This window comes from Roseovarius amoyensis (assembly GCF_003260265.1).
Lineage (GTDB): Bacteria > Pseudomonadota > Alphaproteobacteria > Rhodobacterales > Rhodobacteraceae > Roseovarius > Roseovarius amoyensis.
This window is the reverse complement of record NZ_QITQ01000003.1, coordinates 132,592-155,316: the sequence shown is the minus strand read 5'-3', so window position 1 is coordinate 155,316 and position 22,725 is coordinate 132,592. Positions and strand designations below refer to the sequence as shown.

19 protein-coding genes are annotated in these 22,725 nt (G+C 66.7%); 16 read left to right on the top strand and 3 right to left on the bottom strand.

What is annotated here, in order from left to right; genetic code table 11:
• The first annotated feature begins 47 nt into the window (after nt 1–47).
• From DL899_RS04570 to DL899_RS04555, 4 genes are all read left to right on the top strand, one after another.
• Nucleotides 48–1,358 (top strand): efflux RND transporter periplasmic adaptor subunit, encoded by a 1,311-nt coding sequence (locus DL899_RS04570; protein WP_162685502.1) that lies wholly within the window; start codon nt 48–50, stop codon nt 1,356–1,358.
• Nucleotides 1,355–4,471, top strand: a complete 3,117-nt coding sequence (locus DL899_RS04565; RefSeq protein ID WP_111732796.1) for an efflux RND transporter permease subunit — start codon at nt 1,355–1,357, stop codon at nt 4,469–4,471. Before DL899_RS04570 ends, DL899_RS04565 begins: the two co-directional genes overlap by 4 nt.
• Before the next feature lie 131 nt (nt 4,472–4,602).
• On the top strand, nt 4,603–5,310 hold the full coding sequence (locus DL899_RS04560; protein ID WP_111732795.1) for a Crp/Fnr family transcriptional regulator: 708 nt from the start codon (nt 4,603–4,605) through the stop codon (nt 5,308–5,310).
• On the top strand, nt 5,307–5,867 hold the full coding sequence (locus DL899_RS04555) for a DUF4202 domain-containing protein (protein WP_111732794.1): 561 nt from the start codon (nt 5,307–5,309) through the stop codon (nt 5,865–5,867). The genes DL899_RS04560 and DL899_RS04555 overlap by 4 nt, the downstream gene beginning before the upstream one ends.
• A 108-nt stretch (nt 5,868–5,975) precedes the next feature.
• Here DL899_RS04555 and DL899_RS04550 read toward each other — a convergent pair whose 3' ends face one another.
• Complete coding sequence (locus DL899_RS04550; RefSeq protein ID WP_111732922.1) at nt 5,976–8,015, bottom strand: NosR/NirI family protein; 2,040 nt, start codon at nt 8,013–8,015, stop codon at nt 5,976–5,978.
• Nucleotides 8,016–8,126: 111 nt separating this feature from the next.
• Here DL899_RS04550 and DL899_RS04545 point away from each other — a divergent pair, with 111 nt between their 5' ends.
• From DL899_RS04545 to DL899_RS04500, 10 genes are all read left to right on the top strand, one after another.
• The gene (locus tag DL899_RS04545; protein ID WP_111732793.1) at nt 8,127–9,881 is read left to right on the top strand and encodes a nitrite reductase; all 1,755 of its coding nucleotides are present in this window, start codon (nt 8,127–8,129) and stop codon (nt 9,879–9,881) included.
• Nucleotides 9,882–9,968: 87 nt separating this feature from the next.
• Complete coding sequence (gene cobA / locus DL899_RS04540) at nt 9,969–10,757, top strand: uroporphyrinogen-III C-methyltransferase (protein WP_111732792.1); 789 nt, start codon at nt 9,969–9,971, stop codon at nt 10,755–10,757.
• Nucleotide 10,758: 1 nt separating this feature from the next.
• On the top strand, nt 10,759–11,055 hold the full coding sequence (locus DL899_RS04535) for a c-type cytochrome (RefSeq protein WP_111732921.1): 297 nt from the start codon (nt 10,759–10,761) through the stop codon (nt 11,053–11,055).
• A 68-nt stretch (nt 11,056–11,123) separates the two neighbouring features.
• Complete coding sequence (locus DL899_RS04530; RefSeq protein WP_204355247.1) at nt 11,124–12,239, top strand: cytochrome D1 domain-containing protein; 1,116 nt, start codon at nt 11,124–11,126, stop codon at nt 12,237–12,239.
• A gap of 2 nt (nt 12,240–12,241) precedes the next feature.
• Complete coding sequence (gene ahbB, locus DL899_RS04525; protein WP_111732790.1) at nt 12,242–13,240, top strand: siroheme decarboxylase subunit beta; 999 nt, start codon at nt 12,242–12,244, stop codon at nt 13,238–13,240.
• Nucleotides 13,237–13,686: an Lrp/AsnC family transcriptional regulator gene (locus DL899_RS04520; protein ID WP_111732789.1), complete on the top strand. Its 450-nt coding sequence runs from the start codon at nt 13,237–13,239 to the stop codon at nt 13,684–13,686. Before ahbB (DL899_RS04525) ends, DL899_RS04520 begins: the two co-directional genes overlap by 4 nt.
• Nucleotides 13,683–14,171 carry a siroheme decarboxylase subunit beta gene (gene ahbB, locus DL899_RS04515; RefSeq protein WP_111732788.1) on the top strand — a complete coding sequence of 163 codons (489 nt, stop codon included), beginning with the start codon at nt 13,683–13,685 and terminating at the stop codon, nt 14,169–14,171. The genes DL899_RS04520 and ahbB (DL899_RS04515) overlap by 4 nt, the downstream gene beginning before the upstream one ends.
• A gap of 1 nt (nt 14,172) precedes the next feature.
• Nucleotides 14,173–15,390 carry a heme d1 biosynthesis radical SAM protein NirJ gene (gene nirJ / locus DL899_RS04510; RefSeq protein WP_111732787.1) on the top strand — a complete coding sequence of 406 codons (1,218 nt, stop codon included), beginning with the start codon at nt 14,173–14,175 and terminating at the stop codon, nt 15,388–15,390.
• Nucleotides 15,391–15,520: 130 nt separating this feature from the next.
• Entirely contained in the window at nt 15,521–17,086 is a 1,566-nt protein-coding gene (locus DL899_RS04505; RefSeq protein WP_111732786.1) for a cytochrome D1 domain-containing protein, read from the top strand.
• 147 nt (nt 17,087–17,233) lie between these two features.
• Nucleotides 17,234–17,929, top strand: a complete 696-nt coding sequence (locus DL899_RS04500) for a CbiX/SirB N-terminal domain-containing protein (RefSeq protein WP_111732785.1) — start codon at nt 17,234–17,236, stop codon at nt 17,927–17,929.
• A 9-nt stretch (nt 17,930–17,938) separates the two neighbouring features.
• Here the strand turns inward: DL899_RS04500 and DL899_RS04495 are convergent, their stop codons facing one another.
• Both DL899_RS04495 and DL899_RS04490 read right to left on the bottom strand, forming a co-directional pair.
• Nucleotides 17,939–18,832, bottom strand: a complete 894-nt coding sequence (locus DL899_RS04495; protein WP_111732784.1) for an FAD:protein FMN transferase — start codon at nt 18,830–18,832, stop codon at nt 17,939–17,941.
• A 36-nt stretch (nt 18,833–18,868) separates the two neighbouring features.
• The gene (locus tag DL899_RS04490; protein WP_111732783.1) at nt 18,869–19,753 is read right to left on the bottom strand and encodes a sterol desaturase family protein; all 885 of its coding nucleotides are present in this window, start codon (nt 19,751–19,753) and stop codon (nt 18,869–18,871) included.
• Nucleotides 19,754–20,059: 306 nt separating this feature from the next.
• Between DL899_RS04490 and DL899_RS04485 the strand changes: the two genes are divergently transcribed.
• Both DL899_RS04485 and DL899_RS19330 read left to right on the top strand, forming a co-directional pair.
• The gene (locus tag DL899_RS04485; RefSeq protein WP_204355246.1) at nt 20,060–22,435 is read left to right on the top strand and encodes a nitric-oxide reductase large subunit; all 2,376 of its coding nucleotides are present in this window, start codon (nt 20,060–20,062) and stop codon (nt 22,433–22,435) included.
• A 124-nt stretch (nt 22,436–22,559) separates the two neighbouring features.
• Entirely contained in the window at nt 22,560–22,724 is a 165-nt protein-coding gene (locus DL899_RS19330; RefSeq protein WP_162685501.1) for a hypothetical protein, read from the top strand.
• Nucleotide 22,725 lies beyond the last annotated feature (1 nt).

The following is a 22,725-nucleotide window of genomic DNA, read 5'->3' as shown; positions in this document are numbered from 1 at the left end:
CGGAGCCGGCAGGCACGGTCGGGCGGCAACCCCGGGGGATACCGCCCATGAAGACAGCCAGATTATTGCGGATCGTGCCACCGGTCGCCATCGGCATCGCGCTGTCGGTGTGGCTGGTGTGGCAGGCGGAACCGCCCGCGCGCGTCGAACAGGCCGAACGCAGCGTCGCCGCCCGCACCCTGATCGCCGAGGCCGTGCCGGTACGCCCGGTGGTGCGCGGCTATGGCACCGTCAGCGCCGCGCAAAGCTGGCAGGCAGTGGCAGAGGTCGCGGGCGCGGTGACCTATCGCCACCCCGAGCTGGAGACCGGCAACCTGATCGTCGCCGGCACCAGGGTGCTGGAAATCGACCGCAGCCGCTATGAGACCGCTCTGCACCAGGTTCAGGCCGATCTTGCGGCCCTGCACGCCGAGGGCAGGCAGATCGACGTCGAGGCCGAGAACACCGCCCGCCTGCTGGAGATCGAGAAAAGCCGCCGGACCCTGGCCGAGAGCGATCTTGCCCGCGTGCGCGAACTGGTGGCGCAGGGCGCCGCGCCGCAGGCACGGCTGGATGAACAGGAGCGCGCCACGCTGCAGATCCGCCGCGGCGTGCAAGAACTGGAAAATACCCTGGCGCTGGTGCCGGTGCGCAAGGCGCGGCTGGCCGCCCAGGCCGCGCGCGCCGAGGCCGCGCTGGCCAGCGCCCGGCGCGACCTTGCCATGACGCGGATCGAAACGCCGTTCGACCTGCGCGTGGGCGAGGTGCATGTCGAACGCCACCAGTTCGTGACCGCCGGGCAAAGGCTGGTCACCGCCGATGGCGTCGCGCGCGCCGAGATCACCGTGCACCTGCCGGTCGAGGGGTTTCCGCGCCTGATGGGGGCCGCGGTTTCCGACAGCGGGGTGAGCTTTGAAACCGGCATCCGCGAAACCGTGCTCGACCGGATCGAGGCGGAACTGCGGCTGGTTTCCGGGACCGGGCAGGTCTGGCAGGGCCGGGTGATCCGCGTCGGCAACGCGCTTGACCCGCAGGCGCGCTCGGTGCCGGTGGTGATCGCCGTCGACAACCCGTATGCGGGCATCGCCCCGCCACTGCGCCTGCCACTGGTGCCCAACATGTATGTCGAGGCGGTGCTGACCGGGCCCGAACTGGCGCCGCGCATCACCCTGCCCGCCAGCGCCGTGCATCAGGGCGACACCGTCTATCTGCGCGACGCCGATGGCCGGCTGGCGCTGCGCGAGGTATCGCTTGGCTGGCGGCAGGGGGACATCTCGGTGATCGAGGCCGGCATCGAGCCTGGCGAAGAGGTCATCATCGACGACATCGTGCCGGCCTTACCGGGCACTATCGTGACCCCGGCGGAGAGCGGCGAATGATCGCCTGGTTCGCGCGCCATCCCACGGCGGCCAACCTGTTGCTGGTGCTGATCGCCGCGGCCGGGATCTTTGCCGCGCCGATGCTCAAGCGTGAAACATTCCCCGATTTCCGCCCCACCGAGGCCGAGATTTCGGTGGTCTATCGCGGCGCCACCGCGGCCGAGGTCGAGGATGCGATCTGCCGTCGCATCTGGGACGCGGTCGAGCCGGTCGAAAACCTGGACGAACTGACCTGCACCGCCCAGGAAAACGCCGCCCGCGCGGTGGCGACGCTGACGCCGGGGGGCGATGTGGGGCGTTTCGTCAACGATCTGCGTACCGAGGTGACAGCGATCGACGATTTCCCCGATGATGCCGATCCCGCGCTGGTGCGTCAGTTGAACCGAACCGACATGGTCGCCTCGGTCGCGGTTGCGGGCGACATGCCCGCGCCGCAGCTTGAACGCTATGGCGACGCACTAAAGGACCGGCTGTCGGCCCTGCCCGGCGTGGCAAAGGTCACGCTGACCGGTTTTGGCACTCGGCAGTTCCTGATCACCGTGTCGCGCGCGGTCCTGCTGGAACACGGGCTCAGCGCCGCCGCCCTGGCCGCGACCATCGGCGCGCAAAGCATCGACAGCCCGCTGGGCCGCCTGGAAACGCCGCAGCAGGACATCGCCCTGCGTTTCGCCGACGAGCGCCGCAGCGCCGAGGCGCTGGCGCGGCTGGTGGTGCTGTCCAAGCCCGACGGTGCAAAGCTGACCCTGGGCCAGATCGCGCAGATCGAGCAAAGCTACAGCCCGCCCGAAAACCGCGCCTTTCTGGATGGCACGCGCGCGGTCTACCTGCAGGTTGACAAGGCACTGGGCGCGGATGCGCTGCGCGTCTTCGACGCCGTCAGCGACCTGATCGAAACCGAGCGCGCGCAGGTGCCGCCCTCGCTGCGCCTCGAGGTGGTGCAGGACATGACCACCATCGTGCGCGACCGCCTGCAAATGCTGGTTTCGAACGGCGTTCTGGGGCTGGTGCTGGTAGTGGCGGTGATGAGCCTCTTTTTCAGGCCCCGCTACGCCATCTGGGCGGCGCTGGGGCTGCCGGTGGCGTTTCTGGGCGCCTTCGTGGCGATGGCGCTGACGGGGCTGTCGCTGAACATGATCACGCTGGTGGCGCTGTTGATGGCGATCGGCATCGTGATGGACGATTCCATCGTCATATCCGACGCCATCGCCGAAGAGGCCGCGCGCGGGGCCTCGCGCCTCGATGCCGTGATCACCGGCACCAGGCAGGTGCTGCCCGGGGTGGTTTCGTCCTTCGTCACCACGGTGGCGATCTTTGCGCCGCTGTCGTTTCTCTCGGGCGAGCTGGGCGCGGTGCTGGAGGTGCTGCCGATCGTGCTGATCGCCGCGCTTGCCGCCAGCCTGATGGAGGCCTTTCTGGTCCTGCCGCATCACCTGTCGCACGGGCTCAAGGCGGCCGAGGCGCCCGCCTCGCGCCTGCGCGCCGGGTTCGAGCGCGGCTTTGCCTGGACCCGCGACAGGGCGCTGGGGCGGCTGGTCGATGGCGCGATATCCTGGCGCTACATGGTGACCGGGCTGATCATTGCCGTGCTGATCGTCACCGTGGCGCTGATGCGGGCAGGCTATGTCAAGCGCGACGCCCTGCCCGAGATCGACGGCGACGTGCTTGAGGCCCGCATCCTGATGCCGCAGGGCACCCCGCTGGCCCCGACCGAAGCCGTTGCCGAACATGTGCGCGCGGCGCTGCTGGCGGTCGATGCGCGGTTTTCACCCGACCAGCCCGGCGGCGCGGCGCTGGTCCGGACGGTGCAGACCCATTTCAACCGCAACCTCAGCGCCGGCGAAACCGGCCCCCATGTCGCCACCGTCACAGCCGACCTGCTGGGCGCCGAGACCCGCACCACCTCGCTGGACGACCTGATCGCTGCTTGGCGCAAAGAGATCGGCGCCGTGCCCGGCGCCATCGCCATAACCCTGACCGAGCCGGGAATAGGCCCCCAGGGCCGGGCGGTGGAAATTCGCCTGTCCGGCCCCGATCTCGATGTGCTTGACACCGCCGCTGCGCGGCTGCTGGCAGAACTGGAAACCTATGTCGGCATCTACAACGCCATGTCCGACCTGCGCCCCGGCCGGCCCGAGCTGCGCCTGACGCTGGCCGAGGGCGCAACCGGGCTGGGGCTGACCGCATCGGACGTGGCGGCGCAGCTTGGCAGCGCGTTCCTGGGCCGGATCGTGACCACCGTGCAAGAGGGCGACATCAGCCACGAGATCGAGATCGAACAGACCGGGGCCGACCGCGACGCGCATGACGACCTGGCGGCCTTTGAGGTGGTTCTGCCCGGCGGCACGCGCATCCCGCTCAGTACCGTCGTCCGCATCGAAGAGGCCCGCGGCTGGGGCACCGTCACCCATATCAACGGCGCCCGCAGCGTCACCGTGGCGGCGGATGTCGACGGCCGCATCGGCAATGCCGACGCCATCGTCAGCCAGGTCGCGGCCGGGTTCCTGCCCGATCTGGTGCGCGATTATCCCGGCATGAGCTATGCGGTCGAGGGGCAGAACGCCAACTCCGCCGAAACCATGGGCTCTATCCTGCGCGGCTTTCTGGTGGGGCTGGTGGGCATCTATGTTGTGCTGTCGTTCCAGTTCCGCAGCTATGTGGAACCACTGATCGTGATGCTGACGATTCCGCTGGCGCTGGTGGGCGTGGTGCTGGGACACATGGCGATGGGCTATAACATCTCGATGCCGTCGATCATGGGGGCGGCGTCGCTGGCGGGTATCGTTGTCAACAACGCCATCCTGCTGGTGCAGGTGATCAAGCGCCACAGCGCCGAGGGCGTCCCCCGCGCGGTCGCCGCCGGCCGCGCCAGCCGCGAACGGTTCCGCCCCATCGTGGTGTCGGTCTCGACCACGATGATGGGGCTGGCGCCGCTTTTGGCCGAGACCAGCACCCAGGCGCAGACGGTCAAGCCGCTGGTGATCTCGGTCGTCTTCGGCCTGTTGTCGGCGACAGTGCTGGTGCTGGTGGTGCTGCCGGCGCTTTATGCCATTCTCGGCGATCTCGGGGCGGGCGAACGCAAGGGCGACGAAACCGCCACCGGCCCCGCCGCCTGAGCACCCGCTCAGCCGCGCTCCGCCTGCGGCTTCCTGACGCCGGGCCGTCCGGCAACCCTTGCCAGTGCCGCCCAAGATCGGCAAAAGGCGGGGCGAAAGCCATTTCCCGAACCAGGGGACGACCGAGCGGCATGAAGAAATCGGAAAGCCTGGCCGTGGCGCGGCAGTCCTTGTTGCTGCGCAGCCTGCCCGAACCGGTGGTCGAGGACCTGCTGGCCACCTCTGTCTGCCGGGCTTGCGCGCGCGGCGAGACGGTGTTCCTGCAGGGTCAGGACGCGCAGACGATCTATGTGGTGATCAGCGGATGGGTCAAACTGTACCGTGTCGCGCCCAACGGCAGCGAGGCCGTGGTGCAGGTCTTTACCCGCGGCCACAGTTTCGGCGAGGCGGTGGCGCTGCGCGGCCATTCCTACCCGGTCTCGGCCGAGGCGGTGACCGATTGCACGCTGCTGGCGATACCGGCGCGCAGCCTGCTGTCGATGCTGCGCCGCGAGCCGGAGCTGTCGGCGGCGATCATCGCCGCCACCTTTCAGCATCTGCACGAACTGGTCACCCAGGTCGAGCAGATGAAGTCGCAAACCGGGGCGCAGCGGGTGGCGGATTTCCTGTGCCGGCTCTGTTCATGCGACAGCGGCAGCTGCGTCGTCACCCTGCCCTATGACAAGGTCCTGATCGCCGGGCGGCTGGGGATGAAACCCGAAAGCCTGTCGCGCGCCTTTGCCAAGCTCAAGCAGGTGGGCGTGCATGTCTCGCGCCACCATGCCCGTATCGACGACATCGCGGCGCTACAGGATTATGCCGAAAGCGACCCCGCCGAAGCATGGAGCAAAGCACTATGACCCCTCTTGAACAGGCCCTTGCCGCGATCGACGCGGCCAACGCCCACGACCCCGACCGCAGCGAAGACGCGCCGGCGGCGCAGCTTTACGGGCAGCGCATGAGCGCCGAACTGGCCCGCCTCTTTCCCGACGCGTCGGAGCCGCTGCAGATCGCCGCGCGCGGCCAGCACATCGAACGCTGGATCCTGCCGCGCAAGGATTTCCCCGAGGGGCGCGCGGGCTATCTGGACTGGCGCAGCGCGCTGGCGCGCCATCACGCCGCGCGGGTGGCCGAAATCATGATCGCGGCGGGGTATGACGCCGACGATGCCGCGCGCGCCGGCAAGATGATCCGCAAGGAAGGCATCAAGCGCGACGCAGAGGTGCAGGCGCTCGAAGACGTGATCTGTTTCGTGTTCCTGAAATGGTATTTTGCGCCGTTCTCGGGCACGCAGGACCCCGAAAAGCTGCAAAAGATCGTGGTCCGCACCGCACGCAAGATGTCCACCGAGGGCCGCGCGCGGGTGCTGAGGGAATTCGACCTGCCCGACGATCTGGCAGCGGGCTTTCGCAGCTGACCCGTAGGCCGGGCTTCAGCCCGGCGCCTTGATGCACACATCCGTTGCCACGTCTGCCGATATGTCGGTACGCCGGGCTGAAGCCCGGCCTACGGCACGCGTGAATGCTCAGGCCGGTTTTTGACGTTGGCGCCGCTTCAGCACCGGGCAGGTATCGGCGTCGTTCATCACCACCTGGCAGCGCAGGCACATCACGCATTCATTGGGGTTGATCCGCCCCAGCTGGTCGATCGCGCCGACGGTGCACTTGGTTTCGCACAACCGGCATTCGCGGCCGCATTGCGGACGCCGGTGCAGCCAGTCGAAGACCTTGTTCTTGGCCGGCAGCGCCAGCGCCGCGCCCAGCGGGCACAGGTAGCGGCAGTAAAAGCGTTCGATGAACAGCCCCGCCAGCAGCAGCACCACCACGAAGGCGACAAAGGGCCATGCCCGCAACATGCGCATGGAAATCGCGGTTTTGAACGGTTCCGCCTCGGCCAGGATCAGCGCGTAACGCATCGAATAGAAGCTGAGCGCGAGGATGGCGACAAAGAGCGTGTACTTGATGATCCACAGCCGCTCGTGCAGCACCGGCGGCACCGCCACCTGTGGCACGCCCAGCCGCTGCGCGAGCTGGTTCAGCAGCTCCTGCAGGGCACCGAACGGGCACAGCCAGCCGCAATAGACCCCGCGCCCCCAGAACAGCATCCCCAGCGCCACCCCGGACCACAGCGTAAAGATGATCGGCTCTATCAGGAAGGTCTCCCACCGGAACCCCGACAGCAGCGACTGGACAAAGGCCACCACCTGCACCACCGAAAGCTGGCCGTTCAGGATCCAGCCCAGCCAGACCAGCGTCACCGACAGGTATCCCAGCCGCAACCCCAGCCACAGCCGCTTGCGGCGCACGATGACCTGTTGAAAGAGCAGCATCAGCGTCAGCAGCCCCATCATCGCCATGACGCTGGCGACCTGATAGCGTTTCGCCAGCCAGCGCGATTGCCACAGCGGCTCGGCCCCGGCGGGCGGTTCGGTGATATAGGCCCCCGGCAGGTTGTAGGCCAGTTCGGTGACAAAACTCACCTCGCCGTCCTCGGTCGGGCGAGAGGCTGTCAGCTCCAGCGTAAACGGGCGGGCCGGGTCGAACCCCTCGCCCGGCAGGTGAAAGACCGAGCGTTCCTTGAATTGCGGCGCGCCCGAGATCGCCAACCCGTCGATCCGGGCATAGCCGGTGGCCGTCAGCGCGATGCGTCTGTCGTCCTGCAACACCGTCAACCGGTCAAAGACGCCGGTGCGCCGCCAGTCGGTGCCGCGATGGGAATAAAGCCCGCGCGACGCCACGAACAGCGCCGTCTCGCCCGGCCCCAGGCCGCCCACCGCCCCGGTATAAAGCTGCTGACCCAGGATGTTGCGCCCGATGGTCGGCGGGTCGACCAGCGCGGCGTAAAACTCGATGAAGGGCGCCTCGCCCTCGGGCACCGGCACCTTGGCCCCGGCCAATTTGCCTGCGGCCTCGCTCAGCGTCACGCGGCGCCCGGCAATGGCGCCCTCGGCCACCAGCGCCGCCCAGTCGCGGGGCTGAAAGCTGACCCGATCAATGCTGCCGCCGGGCAGAACGCCCCGGGCGATGGCCAGCGTGCGCGCGGTGCGCAGGATCGAATCCCGAATCACCCCGGTCGAAACGGTTGCACGCGAGATGATGTCGGGTATCTCCGGCCCGCTGCGGGCGCCGCCGGGGCGGGTCAGGTCGACCCCGGCGAAACCGTTTACAAAGCCGCCGATATCGGCGTCGCTCAGCCCCAGCGTCAGGATCGGTTCGGCGTGGTGGATCAGCCGCGCGCCGGTGATGCGGGCCTGGGTGTCGATCGCCACCAGCACGTCAAGCGGGCGGCCCGAATAGCCGACCGAGCGGGCCACCTCCCATGTCGAGGCGATATAGCCCTGCACGCCGTCGCGGTTGCTCACGCTCCAACCCGAGACGCCGGATTCCTCGCGCTGAACGATGACCGGGCCGTCAAGCCCCAGCAGTTGGGCCGCTTCCTCGGGCGTCGGGACGGCGTGTTGGCGGCTCTGCTCGAAATCCGAAATCGCAAATCCCTGCGCGGCGGCGCCCTCCGGCAGCAAGCCAGGCAGACACGAGACCAGCAAGAGGAACAGAGTTCGCAGCATGGCGTCTTTCATGCACTCGTTTGTGGCAGGATTGCGTTGACATAAGTCAAGGCGGTGACGCCCCATGCAGGTCAGTCTGACCCCGCTTCACCAGCGGAATGGAGAGACTTGATGACTCAACGAACAACCAAATGGCGTGCCTCGCTTATATCGAGCGCCGCCATTGCCTTGGCCCTGGCAGCCCCCGGCGCCATGGCCGAGGAAAAGCCGGCGGGACATGGCGACAGCCCTGCCGCCGCCTATGAGCCCAGCATGACCACCCTGGGCCAGATCCGGGTCGAAATCCCGGGGCGCAAACCAGGCGACCCGATCATGACGCCCAGCGAATACCAGAAGGCCAATACCATCTATTTCGAACGCTGCGCCGGCTGCCACGGCGTGCTGCGAAAGGGTGCGACCGGCAAGGCGCTGACCCCCGACATCACCCGCGAAAACGGGTTCGAGTACCTGCGCGACTTCATCACCTACGGCTCGCCCGCGGGCATGCCGAACTGGGGCACCTCGGGCGACCTGTCAGAGGAAGAAGTCGACATGATGGCGCGCTATATCCTGCTGGATCCGGCCGCGCCGCCCGAATTCGGCATGCCCGAAATGCAGGAAAGCTGGAAGGTGTATGTCGCGCCCGAGGACCGGCCGACCGAAAAGATGAACGACTGGGACATCGACAACCTGTTCTCGGTCACGCTGCGCGATTCGGGCCAGATCGCCCTGATCGACGGCTCGACCTATGAGATCAAGTCGATCCTCGACACCGGCTATGCCGTGCATATCAGCCGGATTTCGGCCTCGGGCCGGTATCTGTACGTGATCGGGCGCGACGCCAAGGTCAACATGATCGACCTCTGGATGGAGTCTCCCGACACTGTCGCCGAGATCAAGATCGGCTCGGAGGCACGCTCGGTCGAGACCTCCAAGATGGAGGGATGGGAAGACAAATACGCCATCGCCGGGGCCTACTGGCCGCCGCAATACGTGATCATGGACGGTGACACGCTGGAACCGCTGCGGATCAAATCGACCCGTGGCATGATCTATGACGATCAGACCTATCACCCCGAACCCCGGGTCGCCGCGATCCTGGGCTCGCACTACAACCCCGAGTTCATCGTCAACATCAAGGAAACCGGCAAGATCCACCTTGTGGACTATTCCGACATCAACAGCCTCAAGATCACCGAGGTCGATGCCGAACGGTTCCTGCATGACGGCGGGCTCGACAGCTCCAAGCGCTACTTCCTGACCGCGGCCAACGCCCGTAACCGGATTGTCGTTCTCGACACCAAGGAAGGCGACGTCGAAGCCGTGATCGACACTGACGGCCTGACGCCGCACCCCGGCCGGGGCGCCAACGTCGAACACCCGGTTTACGGGCCGGTCTGGGCGACCTCGCACCTGGGTGACGAAACCGTGGCCCTGATCGGGACCGACCCCGAAGGACACCCCGACAACGCCTGGAAGGTGGTTCAGCAGCTCTATGCGCTGGGTGGCGGGTCGCTCTTCGTCAAGTCCCACCCCAACTCCGGGCACCTCTATGTCGACGCGACACTGAACCCCGACGCCGAAGTTTCCGGCTCGGTCGCGGTCTTCAACGTGGCCGATCTTGGGCAGGAAGAGCCCCAGTTCACGGTGCTGCCTATCGTTGAATGGGCCGGTATCGCCGAGGGTCAGCCCCGCGTCGTGCAGGGCGAGTTCAACAAGGACGGCGACGAGATCTGGTTCTCGGTCTGGAACGCCAAGGACCTGGAAAGCGCCATTGTCGTGGTTGATGACAAGACGCTTGAACTCAAGCAAGTGATCAAGGATCCGCGCCTGATCACGCCGACTGGCAAGTTCAACGTCTACAACACGCGCGCCGACGTCTACTGACGCGCACCGCCGGGGGCCCTGCCCGGGCCCCCGGCACCCCGACTGCCCGTATTCGCATCCATAGCCCGCTTCAGGAGAGCCAGCGACATGACAGCGACAGGCAAGGTTAATCTGATCGGGGCCGGGCCAGGTGCGGCGGATCTGATGACGCTGCGCGCGGCCAGGATGCTGCAAGCCGCCGACGCGGTGGTTTATGACCGGCTGGTCAGCGACGAAATTCTCGAACTGGCGCCGCAAGCGGCGCGCATGATCCCCGTGGGCAAGGCCCCCGGCCACCACACGGTGCCGCAGGAGCGGATCAACGAAATTCTCTATGAACTGGCCTGCGAGGGCCTGACCGTTGCCCGCCTCAAGGGGGGCGACCCGCTGATTTTCGGCCGCGGCTCGGAAGAGGCGGCCTATCTGGCGGAACGCGGCGTGGCCATCGAATACGCCCCCGGCATCACCGCCGCGCAGGGCATGGCCGCCGCCACCGGCGTGCCGCTGACCCATCGCGGGCTGGCAACCGGTGTGCGGTACGTCACCGGCCATCGCGCCGCCGATGCCCGGCTGGACCTCGACTGGAAAAGCCTGGCCAGCGAGGACACCACCCTGGTGATCTACATGGGCGCCGCCAACATCGCCGAGATTGCGCTGAACCTGATGCGCGAGGGGCTGCCGGGCAGCCTGCCGGTGCTGGCCATCGCCAACGCCACCACCCCGCGTGAGGCGCGGCTCTTGTCGCGGCTCGACCGGGTCGGGCTGGACATGGCCGAAACGCCCCTGCCCGCGCCGGTGCTGTTCGTGGTCGGTCACGTGGTTTCGCTCTACCGGGCCGGTGCCCCTGCCGAGGCGGTGGCGGACATGCCCGAAACGATACGATTTGCCGGTGAATAGGCTGGCCGCGATAGCCCTCCTGGCGGCGCTCGTCACCCCCGCCGCGGCAGAGCCCGACACAAAGGCGCTGGAACGACTGGTGCGGCAGGATTGCGGCTCGTGCCACGGGCTGACGCTCAAGGGCGGGCTGGGGCCCGACATCCGCCCACAGGCGCTGAACCACCATGACCGCGACAGCCTGACAACGCTTATTCTTGATGGCGTTCCGGGCACGGCAATGCCACCCTGGCGCCCGCTTCTGAGCGATGAGGAAGCCATTTGGATCGCCGACTATTTATTGAACGGAGCCGAAGAATGATACTTGGTTTCAATTTGTTGCACTGCATATTTAAAATAGCAAGAGGCGCGCTGATCCCGGCGTTGGCCATGCTGGCGGTGACCGCCCCGCAGGCCCGCGCCCAGGCTACGGGCGATTTGGGCCTGGTGGTCGAACGCGCCACCGGCTCGTTGCTGGTGGTCGACCAGTCCGAGCGTGCGGCATTGGGCCGGATCGAGGGGCTGGGCGATCTCAGCCATGCCTCGCTGGTCTATTCGCCCGATGAACGTTTCGCCTATGTCTTTGGCCGCGACGGCGGGCTGACCAAGGTCGACATCCTGGCGCGCGAGATCGTCGGCCGGGTGATGCAGGCCGGCAATTCCATCGGCGGCGCGATTTCCGACGATGGCCGCTATGTGGCGGTGTCCAACTACGAACCCGGCGGTGTGCGCGTCTTTGACGCCGACACCCTGGACATGGTGGCCGATATCCCGACAGGGTCGAAAACCATCGGGCTGGTCGATATCCCCGGCACGCGGTTCGTCTTTTCGCTGTGGGACACGGGTGAAACCTGGATCGCCGATCTGTCCGGGCAGACGCCCGAAATCACCCGCATTCCGGGGATCGGCACCAACCCCTATGACGCGCTGGTCACCGCCGACGGACGCACCTATATCGCCGGGCTTTTCGGCGACGATCACCTGACCGCGCTCGACCTGTGGCAAGACACGCCCACGCCCCGCGCCATCCTGCCCGGCTATGCCGCCGGGCGCGAGGGGCTGCCGGTCTACAAGATGCCCCACCTCGAAGGCTGGGCTCTGGCCGGGCAGGAATTCGTGCTGCCCGCCGTGGGCCAGCACGAGGTTCTGTGGGTCGATGCCCGCAGCCTGGACGAAACCGGGCGCACCCCCACCCACGGCCAGCCGGTCTTTGCCATGGCGCGGCCCGACGGGCGGCATGTCTGGGTCAACTTCGCCCACCCGCTGAACGACACCATCCAGGTCATCGACACGCTGACCAAGCAGGTCATCCGCCAGTTCAGCCCCGGCCCCGGCGTGCTGCACATGGAATTCACCCCCCGCGGGCACGAGGTATGGGTCTCGGTGCGCGACGCCGGCAAGGTGATCATCTACGATACCGAAACCTTTGAACCGCTGGCCGAGATCGCGGCCGACAGCCCCTCGGGCATCTTCTTTACCGCGCGCGCACACCGGATGGGGCTTTAGCGATGGAGGGGTTCAGCGATCCGCTCGACCGGGCGCTGCTGGATGACTGGCAGCGCGGCTTTCCGGTCACCGCGCGCCCCTATACGGCGCTGGCACAGGCGCTTGGCACCACCGAACAGGGCGTGATCCGCCGCCTGCAGGCCAAGCTGGACGCCGGCCAGATCACCCGCGTGGGCGCCACCGTGGCGCCCAACACCATCTCGGCCAGCACGCTGGCGGCGGTGGCCGCGCCCGAAAGCCGCATCGAAGAGGTGGCGGCGATCATCGGCGAAGAGCCGGGCGTCAACCATTCCTACCTGCGCGAGAACGAATGGAACCTGTGGTTCGTGGCCACCGGCCCCGACCGGGCGCATGTGGATGCCGCGCTGGCGCGGATCGGTCGGCGCAGCGGGCTGAGGGTACTTGATCTGCCGCTGGTGCGGCCCTTTAACCTCGATCTGGGCTTCAGCCTGAGGGGCGAGGCAACGTCGCGCCCTGTCACCCCCCCGCCCGATACATCCGTACTGCAAGAGGGCGACCGCGACATCGTGCAGGCGCTCACCACCGGGCTGCCGCTGACCTCGCGCCCCTATGCCGAGATTGGTGATCGTCTCGGTCGTGACATGGACGACGTTCTGGCCCGCATCCGGGTGCTGATTGATGCACGCATCATCGCCCGGCTGGGCGTGATCGTGCGCCACCGCGCGCTTGGCTGGCGCGCCAACGCGATGGTAGTCTGGGATCTGCCCGCCGACGCCATCGACCGCGCCGGGCCAAGGCTGGCCGCGCAGCCCGGTATTACGCTATGCTATGAACGCCAGCCGGTGCCCGGGGTCTGGCCCTATCGACTGTATTGCATGATCCACGCCCGCAGCCGGGCCGAGGCACTGGACCGGCTGCAATCGGTGTCGGCCCTGCCGGAACTGGCCGACGCACCGCACCTGGCGCTTTTCTCTAGCCAGTGCTTCAAACAGACCGGCGCCATGGTGGCCGCATCTGGCGGAAAAAGGGAACGTGCATGAGCATCGACGCAACCGACAGGGCGATCCTGAACCGCCTGCAAGAGGGGTTCCCGATTTCGCCCGCTCCCTTTGCAGCTGTCGCCGGTGAACTGGGCATTGCCGAAGATGACCTGATCGCGCGGCTGGAACGCATGCGAGAGGCCCGCATCATCACCCGTTTCGGCCCCTTCTTCGATGCCGAGGCCATGGGCGGCGCCTTTTGCCTGTGCGCGATGGCGGTGCCGCCAGAAAAATTCGACGCGGTCATGACCCAGGTCAATGCACGCCCCGAGGTAGCGCATAACTATGAGCGCAGTCATCATCTCAACATGTGGTTCGTGCTGGCAACCGAAAGCAAGGACGAGATCACGGCGGTGGCGGATGACATCGAACGCGCGACGGGCATAAGGGTGCTGTGTTTTCCCAAGCTGCGCGAATTCTTTATCGGCTTCAGGGTGGCTGCATGAGCATCGACACCATCGACCGGACGATCATCGCCGCAACCCAGGGCGGGCTGCCGCTGGTGCCCGAGCCCTATGCCGCCGTGGCCGCCGATCTGGGGCTGGACGAGGGCGAGCTGTGCTGCCGTCTGGAACGGATGCAGCGCGACGGTGTCATCCGCCGTATCGCCGTGGCGCCCAACCATTATGCCCTGGGCATGACCGCCAACGGCATGTCGGTCTGGGATGTCGCGGACGACCGCATTGCCGATCTGGGGCCGCAGGTCGGCGCGCTGGATTTCGTCAGCCATTGCTATGAACGCCCGCGCGCCCTGCCCGACTGGCCCTATAACCTGTTTGCCATGATCCACGGCGAAAGCCGCGACGAGGTCGAGCAAAAGCGCGCGCAGGTCGCGGCGCTGCTGGGCCCGGCCTGCCGTGGCGGCGATATCCTTTACTCGACGCGCATTTTGAAAAAGACGGGGCTGCGGCTCCGGCAAAAGGAGGGCTGAGATGTTCCGCCTCACCGAATACATGCACCAGCTTGTCACCCCCACCCCGGTCAAGGCCCGGCGTGGCACCGGCGCGGTCAAGCCGGTGGTGATCTGGAACCTCACCCGCCGCTGCAACTTGAAATGCCGACATTGCTATACCGTCTCGGCCGATGTCGATTTCCCCGGCGAGTTGAGCCACGAACAGGCGATGGGTGTGCTGGACGACCTGGGCGACTTCGGCGTGCCGGCGCTGATCCTGTCGGGGGGCGAGCCTATGGGCCGGTTCGATTTCTTCGAGCTGGCCGAGGCGGCGCGCGACAAGGTCCGTTTCCTGGCGCTTTCCACCAACGGCACCAAGATCCACGGCGAGACCGCCGACCGCGTGGCCGAGATCGGGTTTCACTATGTCGGCATCTCGATCGACGGGATCGGCGCGACCAATGACTGGTTTCGCGGCGTCGACGGGGCCTTTGCCGACGCGCTGCGGGGCGTGCGCGAATGCAAGAGCCGTGGCATCAAGGTGGGCCTGCGGTTCACCCTGACGCGCGACAATGCCGCGCAACTGCCCGACCTGCTGAAACTGTGCGACGACGAAGGCGTGGACAAGTTCTATCTCAGCCATCTGGTCTATGCCGGGCGGGGCGACAAGAACCGGGGCGAGGACGCGGTGCACGACCACACGCGCGCCGCGCTGGACCTGCTGATCGACCGGGCCTGGGCGGCGGCGGCGACGGATGCACCGCTGGATATCGTCACCGGCAACAACGACGCCGACGCGGTTTACATGCTGCGGTGGGCAGAACGGCACTTCGAGGCCGACAAGGTGGCGCATCTGCGCGAGCATCTGGAGGCATGGGGCGGCAATTCGTCGGGTCTGGGCGTGGCCAATATCGACACGATGGGCCGCGTGCACCCCGACACCTACTGGTCGGATTACACCGTCGGCAACGTCAAGACGGCAAAGTTTTCCGAGCTGTGGACCGGCGATGACCCGATTCTGGCGCAGCTGCGCCGCCGTCCGCGCCCGCTCAAGGGCCGTTGCGGGGCCTGCGCGTTCAAGGCCGTGTGCGGCGGCAACACCCGCATCCGCGCACTGCAACTGACCGGCGATCCCTGGGCCGAAGACCCCGCCTGCTATCTCGACGACGCCGAGATCGGCATTGAGCCGGGCCTTGAGCGCCTGACCGTCACCCCGTTCCGAGGCAAGCGCCATGATCCGGCCCATCGTTTTCACTAAGGCTTTCGGCCAAAAATCCGCGACTCCCTTGTCCTCCGTGCCGCCCGGCGGCACCGCCGGGCAGCCCCCGACCGCCCCCCAGGGCGGGGGCTTTACCCCCACCCGCGGCCGGGGTCACCCCTTTTCAAGAATGGTTGAGGTGTGCAGGGTAAGCACCCTGTTTGCCGTCATTTTCACACTTTCTGGAATTGCGGCCACCGCCGAGCCCGATGTGCACGCGCTCTATGAGCGCGAATGCGCCGTCTGCCATGGCGACACCCGCCTGGGCGGCACCGGGCCGGCGCTGATCCCCGAAACCCTGGGGCGGATGCGGGGGCCGAAGCTGACCCAAGTGATTGCCGAAGGCCGCGCCGCAACCCAGATGCCGGCATTTGCCGATATCCTGGCCCAAGAGGAAATAGAGACGCTTGCCGCCTACCTGAACACCCCGCTCGCCGAGGTGCCCGAATGGGGCGAGGCCCAGATCAACGCCACCCGCGAGATGACGCCGGGCTATACCCCCGCCGACGCGCCGGTGTTCACGGCCGATCCGCTGAACATCACGCTGGTGGTGGAAACCGGCGATCATCATGTCAGCGTGCTGGATGGCGACAGCTTTGATGTGCTCGACCGCTTCGCCACCCCCTTTGCCGTGCATGGCGGCCCCAAGTTCAGCCCCGACGGGCGCTTTGTCTTCATCATGTCGCGCGACGGCTGGGTGCAGAAATACGATATCTGGTCACTGGCAGAGGTCGGGCGCGTGCGCGCCGGGCTCAACAGCCGCAATATCGCCATCAGCCATGACGGCAAGTGGCTGGCGGTTGCGAACTACTTGCCGATGACGCTGACGATCCTGTCCGCTGACGACCTGAGCGTCGCCAAAGTGATGCCGGTCTTCAGCATTTCGGGGATCAAGAGCCGCGTTTCAGCCGTCTACCAGGCGCCGCAACGGCAGAGTTTCATCCTCGCGCTCAAGGACGTGCCTGAGGTTTGGGAGGTCGCAACCGACCCCGACGCCGAACCCGTCTATGAGGGTTTCGTGCATTCGCGCGAAAAGGGCATGATAGAGGCGTTGCCATCTTCCGAGGGCCTCTTCGCCCGCCGCCGGATCGAGCTGTCGGAACCAATCGACGATTTCTTTTTCTCCGACGACTACCGTAACCTGATCGGCGCCACCCGCGACACCGAGCGCGGCGTCGTCGTCAACCTCAATGTCGGGCGCGAGATCGCCGAGCTGCCCCTGCCCGGCATGCCGCATCTGGGGTCGGGGATTTCCTGGGACCGCGACGGACGGCGGGTCATGGCCACCCCGCACCTGAAGGAAGGCAAGCTGTCGGTCATCGACACCGAGGACTGGCAGGTGATCAGCACCATCGAAACCGACGGCCCCGGCTTTTTTCTTCGCAGTCATGAGAATTCGCCCTATTTCTGGGCTGATGTTTTCTTTGGCCCCAACCGTGACGTGATGCATGTGATCGACAAGCAGAGCCTCAAGATCGTGCGCACCCTGCGCCCGGTGCCGGGGGCGACGGTGGCGCATGTGGAATTCACCCGCGACGGGTCGCGCGCGCTGGTCTCGGTGTGGGAAGACGAAGGCGCCGTCATCGTCTATGATGCCCGCACGCTGGAGGAAATCACCCGCCTGCCAATGCGCAAACCATCCGGAAAATACAATGTCTTCAACAAGATCACATTTTCCGAGGGGACCAGTCATTAAGACGCCGCGCCTTGAATCCGGTTTGATCATCGACGACCAGAGGGCATGCGACCGCCCGGGTAGGCGCGAATGCGCCCGCCATGGGGCGGGCGGGCGCATGCCCGGCCCGCAAGCGGTCCGGGCGGGGTAGTTCAGTTGAGCGCATCAATGCCCCCCTCCGTCATCATCGTCAGCCACGGCCAGCCCTCCGCCCCCGATCCGGCCGAGGCGGTGCTGTCCGACTTTGCCTCCCGGGTGGCGCGCGACCTGCCCGGCTGGCATGTCGGTGCGGCGACGCTGGCCAAGCCCGGCGCGCTGGATGCCGCGCTGGTCGATGCCGGGCCCGGTGCGCTGATCTATCCGATGTTCATGACCGAGGGCTGGTTCACCCGCGAGGCGCTGCGCCAGCGGCTGGACACCCACAAGGCCCACGTTCTGCCCCCCTTCGGGCGCGACCCGAGCCTGCCCGCGATGGCCGCCGAGCTGATTGCCGGGGTGCTGCGCCACGAGGGCTGGCAGGCTGATGATGTGCGGGTGTTCATCGCCGCGCACGGGTCGGGCCGCAGCCCCAATTCGGCCCGCAACACCCACGCCTTTCGGGATGCGCTGGCCGAGATAACCAATCTCGCCGAAATCCGCGTCGGTTTCGTCGAGGAACCACCCTATCTGGCCGATGAGGCCTTCGACCTTGGGCCGAAATCCATCTGCCTGCCCTTCTTTGCCGCCAAGGGCGGCCATGTGACCGACGACATCCCCGAGGCGCTGGAACTGGCGCAGTTCGAGGGCATGTTGCTGGATCCGCTGGGCTGCGCCCCCGGTGCGCCCGGGGTCGTGGCGGCGGCGCTGCGCGGGGCGGCGGCGTAAACCGCCGGCTCAGGCCGGCTCCATCGCCTCGATCCGGGCACCGGGAAAGGCGGCCACTGCACGCGCGCCGGCCTCGGCATCCATCAGGCACAGCGCCGTTGCCAGCCCGTCGGCCACCGCCGCGCTGGGGGCCGAGACCGCCACCAGCGCCTGTTGCGGCATCAGCCCGGCGGCGGACAGGATGTGCCCCTGCCCCGGCGAGATTGCCGTGCCCATCGGCGCAGAGGTGGCCAGCGCCCGGTCCCTGAGCCCCACGCGCCCGACCACCCGACCATCGGGCGCCACGATGCGCGCCTGCCATTCCTCGCCATCGGCGGCGTGGCCAAACCCGGCGATTTCGCCCATGTCCACCAGGATATCGCCGAACCCGCGATCCCGCAGAAACGCCGCGATCCGGTCGGTAACAAAGCCCTGCGCAATACCGTTCAGCGTCAGCCCCATGCCGGGGCGGGCAAGGCGCACCTCGTCCGCAGAGAACACCACCCCGCCCCACCCGACCAGCGCGCGCGCGGCCGCAACATCGCCGCTCGTAACCAGTGCCTGCCACAGCGGCTGCACGGTCGGGTCGAACGCCCCGCCGGTGGCGGTGTTCAGCGTGTCGGACAGCGCCAGCATCTCGACCAGTTCGGGCGGCGGCGCGGGCAAGACCCCGGCCGCGTTCAGCCGGCTCAGCGCGCCGTGGGGGGCGAACAGGCTGAAGATGCGTTCAAGGCGCGCGATCTCGACCTCGGCGGCAGCAAAGACCGGGCGTGCGTCGATCGCGTCGGTCCCGGCGATGGTGATCGACGCCTCGGCCCCCATCGCCCCCCCCTGCCAGCGCGCCTGAACACCGGCCCTTGCGGCGCCGGGCATCACCAGGGCAGCGGCGGAACATGCCAGTAAATGGCGGCGGGTGCAGGGCATGGCGGCCTTCCTTTGGGCGTTACGGCCGGACGATCATCAACCCTCGCGCGGGGGCTGTCCACCGGGCATCGCGTCGCCCTCGCCCTGCTTGGCTTCGCTGTCCAGCATATGACCCGAGGCCGGCCCGCGCAGCGGCTGCAACAGCATCCGGTCGAGCCACAGCTCTCGCCGGTCCCTGAAGCGTTCCAGCCCGATGGTCATGCCCAGATGCCCCTTGACGGGTTGCGCCCGGTAGGTGCCCAGCAACCGGTCCCACCACGGCAGGTTGAAGCCGAAATTGCTGTTGGTCTCGGCCGGGATCACCGAATGATGCACCCGGTGCATGTCGGGCGTCACCATCACCAGCCGCAGCACCCGGTCCACCCGGCGCGGCAGGTTGATGTTGGCGTGGTTGAAGAGCGCCGTCGCATTCAGCAGCACCTCGAAGATCAACACCGCCACCGGCGGCGCCCCCAGCGCGGCCACCACCGCCAGCTTGATCGCCATCGACAGCAATATCTCGACCGGGTGAAAGCGCAGCCCGGTGGTGGCGTCGATCTCGGTGTCGGCATGGTGCATCCGGTGCAGCCGCCACAGCGCCGGCACCGCGTGAAACATGACGTGCTGCAGATAGATCGCCAGGTCGAGGACCAGCACCGACAGCACGACCGTCACCCAGCCCGGCCAGTCCGGCACGTTAAAAAGGCCCCAGCCGCCGGCCTGCGCCATCACCGCCAGCCCCACCGCCAGCATCGGAAAGACCAACCGCAGGATCGCCGTATCCACAATGACAAGGGCGAGGTTGTTGCTCCACCGCAAAACACGGGGCATCTCCTGCCGACGGCGCGGGGCGGCGATTTCCCACATCATCATCGCCACCAGCACGCCCAGAAAGACGGCTAGGCGGATCGTCGGTTCAGCGTCGAGCAATCTGTCGGGCATCTGCTATTCCGGTTGTACCACGCAGGGGCGCTGGCCCCCGGATTATGCTGCACCCACCGCCACGCGCAAGCGGCGGGGCGGGATTTGCCCGCCCGCATCGGTCACGAAGGCGTGCGCGCCTACCCCGGACACCCGCCCGAAACGTTCTGTTTCCCGAATTCTCCGGCATTTCTAACCGACGTTATTTTTTTGCGCCGGGTTTCGGAGGATTGTCCGCCCATGTCCCGGCGGGCCCGTTTCGTGCGCCGCGGGGGCCGCCCGCCGGTTGGCGGGCCGGATCGATTCCATGGAAGGGAAACAAGGCTCGTGTCACACGCAACACCACGCTCTGGCGGTTTCGGCGGCATCGCCCGGCTGCTGATCAACAAGAAATTCTGGGGCATGCATTTCTTTGTTGTCATCCTCGTCTGCGCAGTGGGGCTGGCCTATATGGGCCGGGCCACCTATGTCAGCGCGCCGCCGGTGGCCGGTTTCCACGGACCCGACGGGGCGCAGGTGATCTCGGCCGACCAGATCAACCGCGGCAAGGAGGTGTTCCACCTGCGCGGGTTGATGAGCTATGGCTCTTTCTGGGGCGACGGGGCCGAACGCGGCCCCGATTTCACCGCCGACGCGCTGCACCGCACCTATGACGGCATGATCGCCCATTACGAGGCCGAGGCCCGCGCCGAGGCGCCGGGGGCCGAGCTGTCGATCCGTACGCGCGACGCCATTTCCGCGCAGGTGCGCCGCGAGTTGCGCCAAAACGACTGGGACGAGGCCACCGGCACCATCTCGATCAGCGCCGGACAGGCCGCCGCGTTTGAGGACGTGGCGCAGCACTATCACCGCATGTTCAACGACCCCGATTACGAGGAACTGTTCCAGACCGGCTATCTGACCGATGCGGGCGAGATCCGCGACCTGGCGGCGTTCTTTTACTGGGGCGGCTGGGCGTCTGCCGCCAGCAGGCCCGGCCAGGATTATAGCTATACCCACAACTGGCCCTACGACCCCGACGTCGGCAACACGCCCACGGCCGACAACTATATCTGGAGCATCGCGTCTGTCCTGGCGCTGTTCATCGGCATCGGGATCGTCCTTTATGTCTATGGCCAGATGAAGACGCTGCAATACGACCCGTTCGAGGGCAGCCAGGAACGGTCGCTGACCACCTATGACCTGGAAAACGGACATGTGCGCAAGACGCAGCGCGCGACCTACAAGTTCTTTGCCCTGACGATGGTGGTCTTTGGCCTGCAGGTGCTGGCGGGGATCGGGGCGGCGACGGATTTCGTACGCCCGTTCGGCCTGTTCCTGGGCGATCTGATCCCGTTCACGGTGCTGCGCAGCTATCACACGCTGTTTCAGATCTTCTGGTTCTTCATGTGCTGGGTGGGCTATACCATCTTTTTCCTGCCCCGGCTGGCGCCGGTGCCGCGCGGGCAAAAGGCGCTGATCGACCTGCTGTTCGTGCTGTGCGTGATCGTCGGCGCCGGGTCCTTGCTGGGCATCTATTCGGGGCAGACCGGCATCCTGACCGGGGCGGCGGCCTATTGGCTGGGCAGCCAGGGGTGGGAGTTCATGGAGATGGGGCGCGCCTTTCAGATCCTGCTGCTGGTGGCGTTTTCTCTGTGGATCGCGATCATCTGGCGCGGCATCCGCCCCTGGCTAACGCGGCGCAACCTGTGGTCGGTGCCGGCGTGGCTGTTTTATGGCAGCGGAGTGATGGTGTTCTTTCTGTTCTTCGGGCTTTTCATTTCGCCGCAGTCGAACTTTGCCATCGCCGATTTCTGGCGCTGGATGGTGGTGCATATGTGGGTCGAGGTGACGTTCGAGGTCTTCACCACCGTCATCGTGACCTACATGCTGGTGCAGATGGGGCTGATCAACCGGGTGATGGCCGAAAGGGTGATCTTTCTGGCGGTCTATCTGTTCATGGCCACGGCGACGCTGGGGGTTGCGCACAACTTCTACTGGATCGCCAAGCCAACCGGCGTGATCGCCTTTGGCAGCGTCTTTTCCACGCTGCAGGTGCTGCCGCTGCTGCTCTTGACGCTGGATGCCTGGCGGATGCGCCAGGAAAAGGCGCGCGCGGCCCGCTTTCACGCTGCCGGGCGGCAGACCTTCGTCATGAACGAGGTGTGGCTTTTCGTACTGGCGGTCAATTTCTGGAACGTGTTCGGCGCCGGTGTCCTGGGCTCGATGATCAACCTGCCGATCATCAACTATTTCGAGCACGCCACCTATCTGACCGGCAACCACGCCCATGCCGCCATGTTCGGGGTCAAGGGCAACATTGCGCTGGCGGGCATGCTGTTCTGTTGCCAGCACTTGTTCAAGGTCGAGGCCTGGAACCCCAGGCTGGTGCGGGTGGCGTTCTGGTCGCTCAACATCGGGGTGGCGATGATGATGTTCCTCGATCTGCTGCCGGTGGGGCTGTACCAGCTCGTCACCGTCCTGCGCGAGGGGCTGTGGTTTGCCCGCAGCCAGGAGATCATCCAGGGCCCGGTGTTCGGCACGCTGACCTATATGCGCAGCTTCGGCGGCGCGGTCTTTGCCATCGGCGGGGTGGTGCCAGTCATCTGGTTTGTTCTCAGCCGGATGGGCCGCCTGCGCCGCGAGGAACGTGACGACGCCGGCGAATGGTCGCCCGATGCCGATGGCTGGGCCAACACCTCGGACGCGCCCGGCAAGGTCTGAGGGGGCTGACCGATCCCTGCCCCGCACCTCAGTGTGCGGGGCAGGCCCTTTCGCAAAACACCTGCCATCCGATTTCCCGGTTAATGCGCAAATTCCGCCGCATTCGTCGTGCAGGATATGCCGGATGCCTGCCGCACCCACACCCCCTGCCCGCCACGCGCGGCTGTTCGAACTGATCCGTCAGGGAAACCTGATCACTCGCGCGCAGGAAAAGCGGCTGACCGCACCACCGCCCAAGGTGGACATGGCCGCAATGGCCCGCAAGGCCGCACGCAGCCTGTCACGCTAAG

Excerpts from the sequence above, each read along its gene's own strand:
- DL899_RS04500 (WP_111732785.1), top strand. The coding sequence starts at position 17,234 with ATGCCCCCCTCCGTCATCATCGTCAGCCACGGCCAGCCCTCCGCCCCC.
- DL899_RS04530 (WP_204355247.1), top strand. The coding sequence starts at position 11,124 with ATGCTGGCGGTGACCGCCCCGCAGGCCCGCGCCCAGGCTACGGGCGAT.
- DL899_RS04570 (WP_162685502.1), top strand. The coding sequence starts at position 48 with ATGAAGACAGCCAGATTATTGCGGATCGTGCCACCGGTCGCCATCGGC.
- DL899_RS04495 (WP_111732784.1), bottom strand. The coding sequence starts at position 18,832 with ATGCCCTGCACCCGCCGCCATTTACTGGCATGTTCCGCCGCTGCCCTG.
- cobA (WP_111732792.1), top strand. The coding sequence starts at position 9,969 with ATGACAGCGACAGGCAAGGTTAATCTGATCGGGGCCGGGCCAGGTGCG.
- DL899_RS19330 (WP_162685501.1), top strand. The coding sequence starts at position 22,560 with ATGCCTGCCGCACCCACACCCCCTGCCCGCCACGCGCGGCTGTTCGAA.
- nirJ (WP_111732787.1), top strand. The coding sequence starts at position 14,173 with ATGTTCCGCCTCACCGAATACATGCACCAGCTTGTCACCCCCACCCCG.
- DL899_RS04560 (WP_111732795.1), top strand. The coding sequence starts at position 4,603 with ATGAAGAAATCGGAAAGCCTGGCCGTGGCGCGGCAGTCCTTGTTGCTG.
- DL899_RS04505 (WP_111732786.1), top strand. The coding sequence starts at position 15,521 with ATGGTTGAGGTGTGCAGGGTAAGCACCCTGTTTGCCGTCATTTTCACA.
- DL899_RS04545 (WP_111732793.1), top strand. The coding sequence starts at position 8,127 with ATGACTCAACGAACAACCAAATGGCGTGCCTCGCTTATATCGAGCGCC.
- DL899_RS04490 (WP_111732783.1), bottom strand. The coding sequence starts at position 19,753 with ATGCCCGACAGATTGCTCGACGCTGAACCGACGATCCGCCTAGCCGTC.
- DL899_RS04520 (WP_111732789.1), top strand. The coding sequence starts at position 13,237 with ATGAGCATCGACGCAACCGACAGGGCGATCCTGAACCGCCTGCAAGAG.
- DL899_RS04565 (WP_111732796.1), top strand. The coding sequence starts at position 1,355 with ATGATCGCCTGGTTCGCGCGCCATCCCACGGCGGCCAACCTGTTGCTG.
- DL899_RS04555 (WP_111732794.1), top strand. The coding sequence starts at position 5,307 with ATGACCCCTCTTGAACAGGCCCTTGCCGCGATCGACGCGGCCAACGCC.
- DL899_RS04550 (WP_111732922.1), bottom strand. The coding sequence starts at position 8,015 with ATGCTGCGAACTCTGTTCCTCTTGCTGGTCTCGTGTCTGCCTGGCTTG.
- ahbB (WP_111732790.1), top strand. The coding sequence starts at position 12,242 with ATGGAGGGGTTCAGCGATCCGCTCGACCGGGCGCTGCTGGATGACTGG.
- ahbB (WP_111732788.1), top strand. The coding sequence starts at position 13,683 with ATGAGCATCGACACCATCGACCGGACGATCATCGCCGCAACCCAGGGC.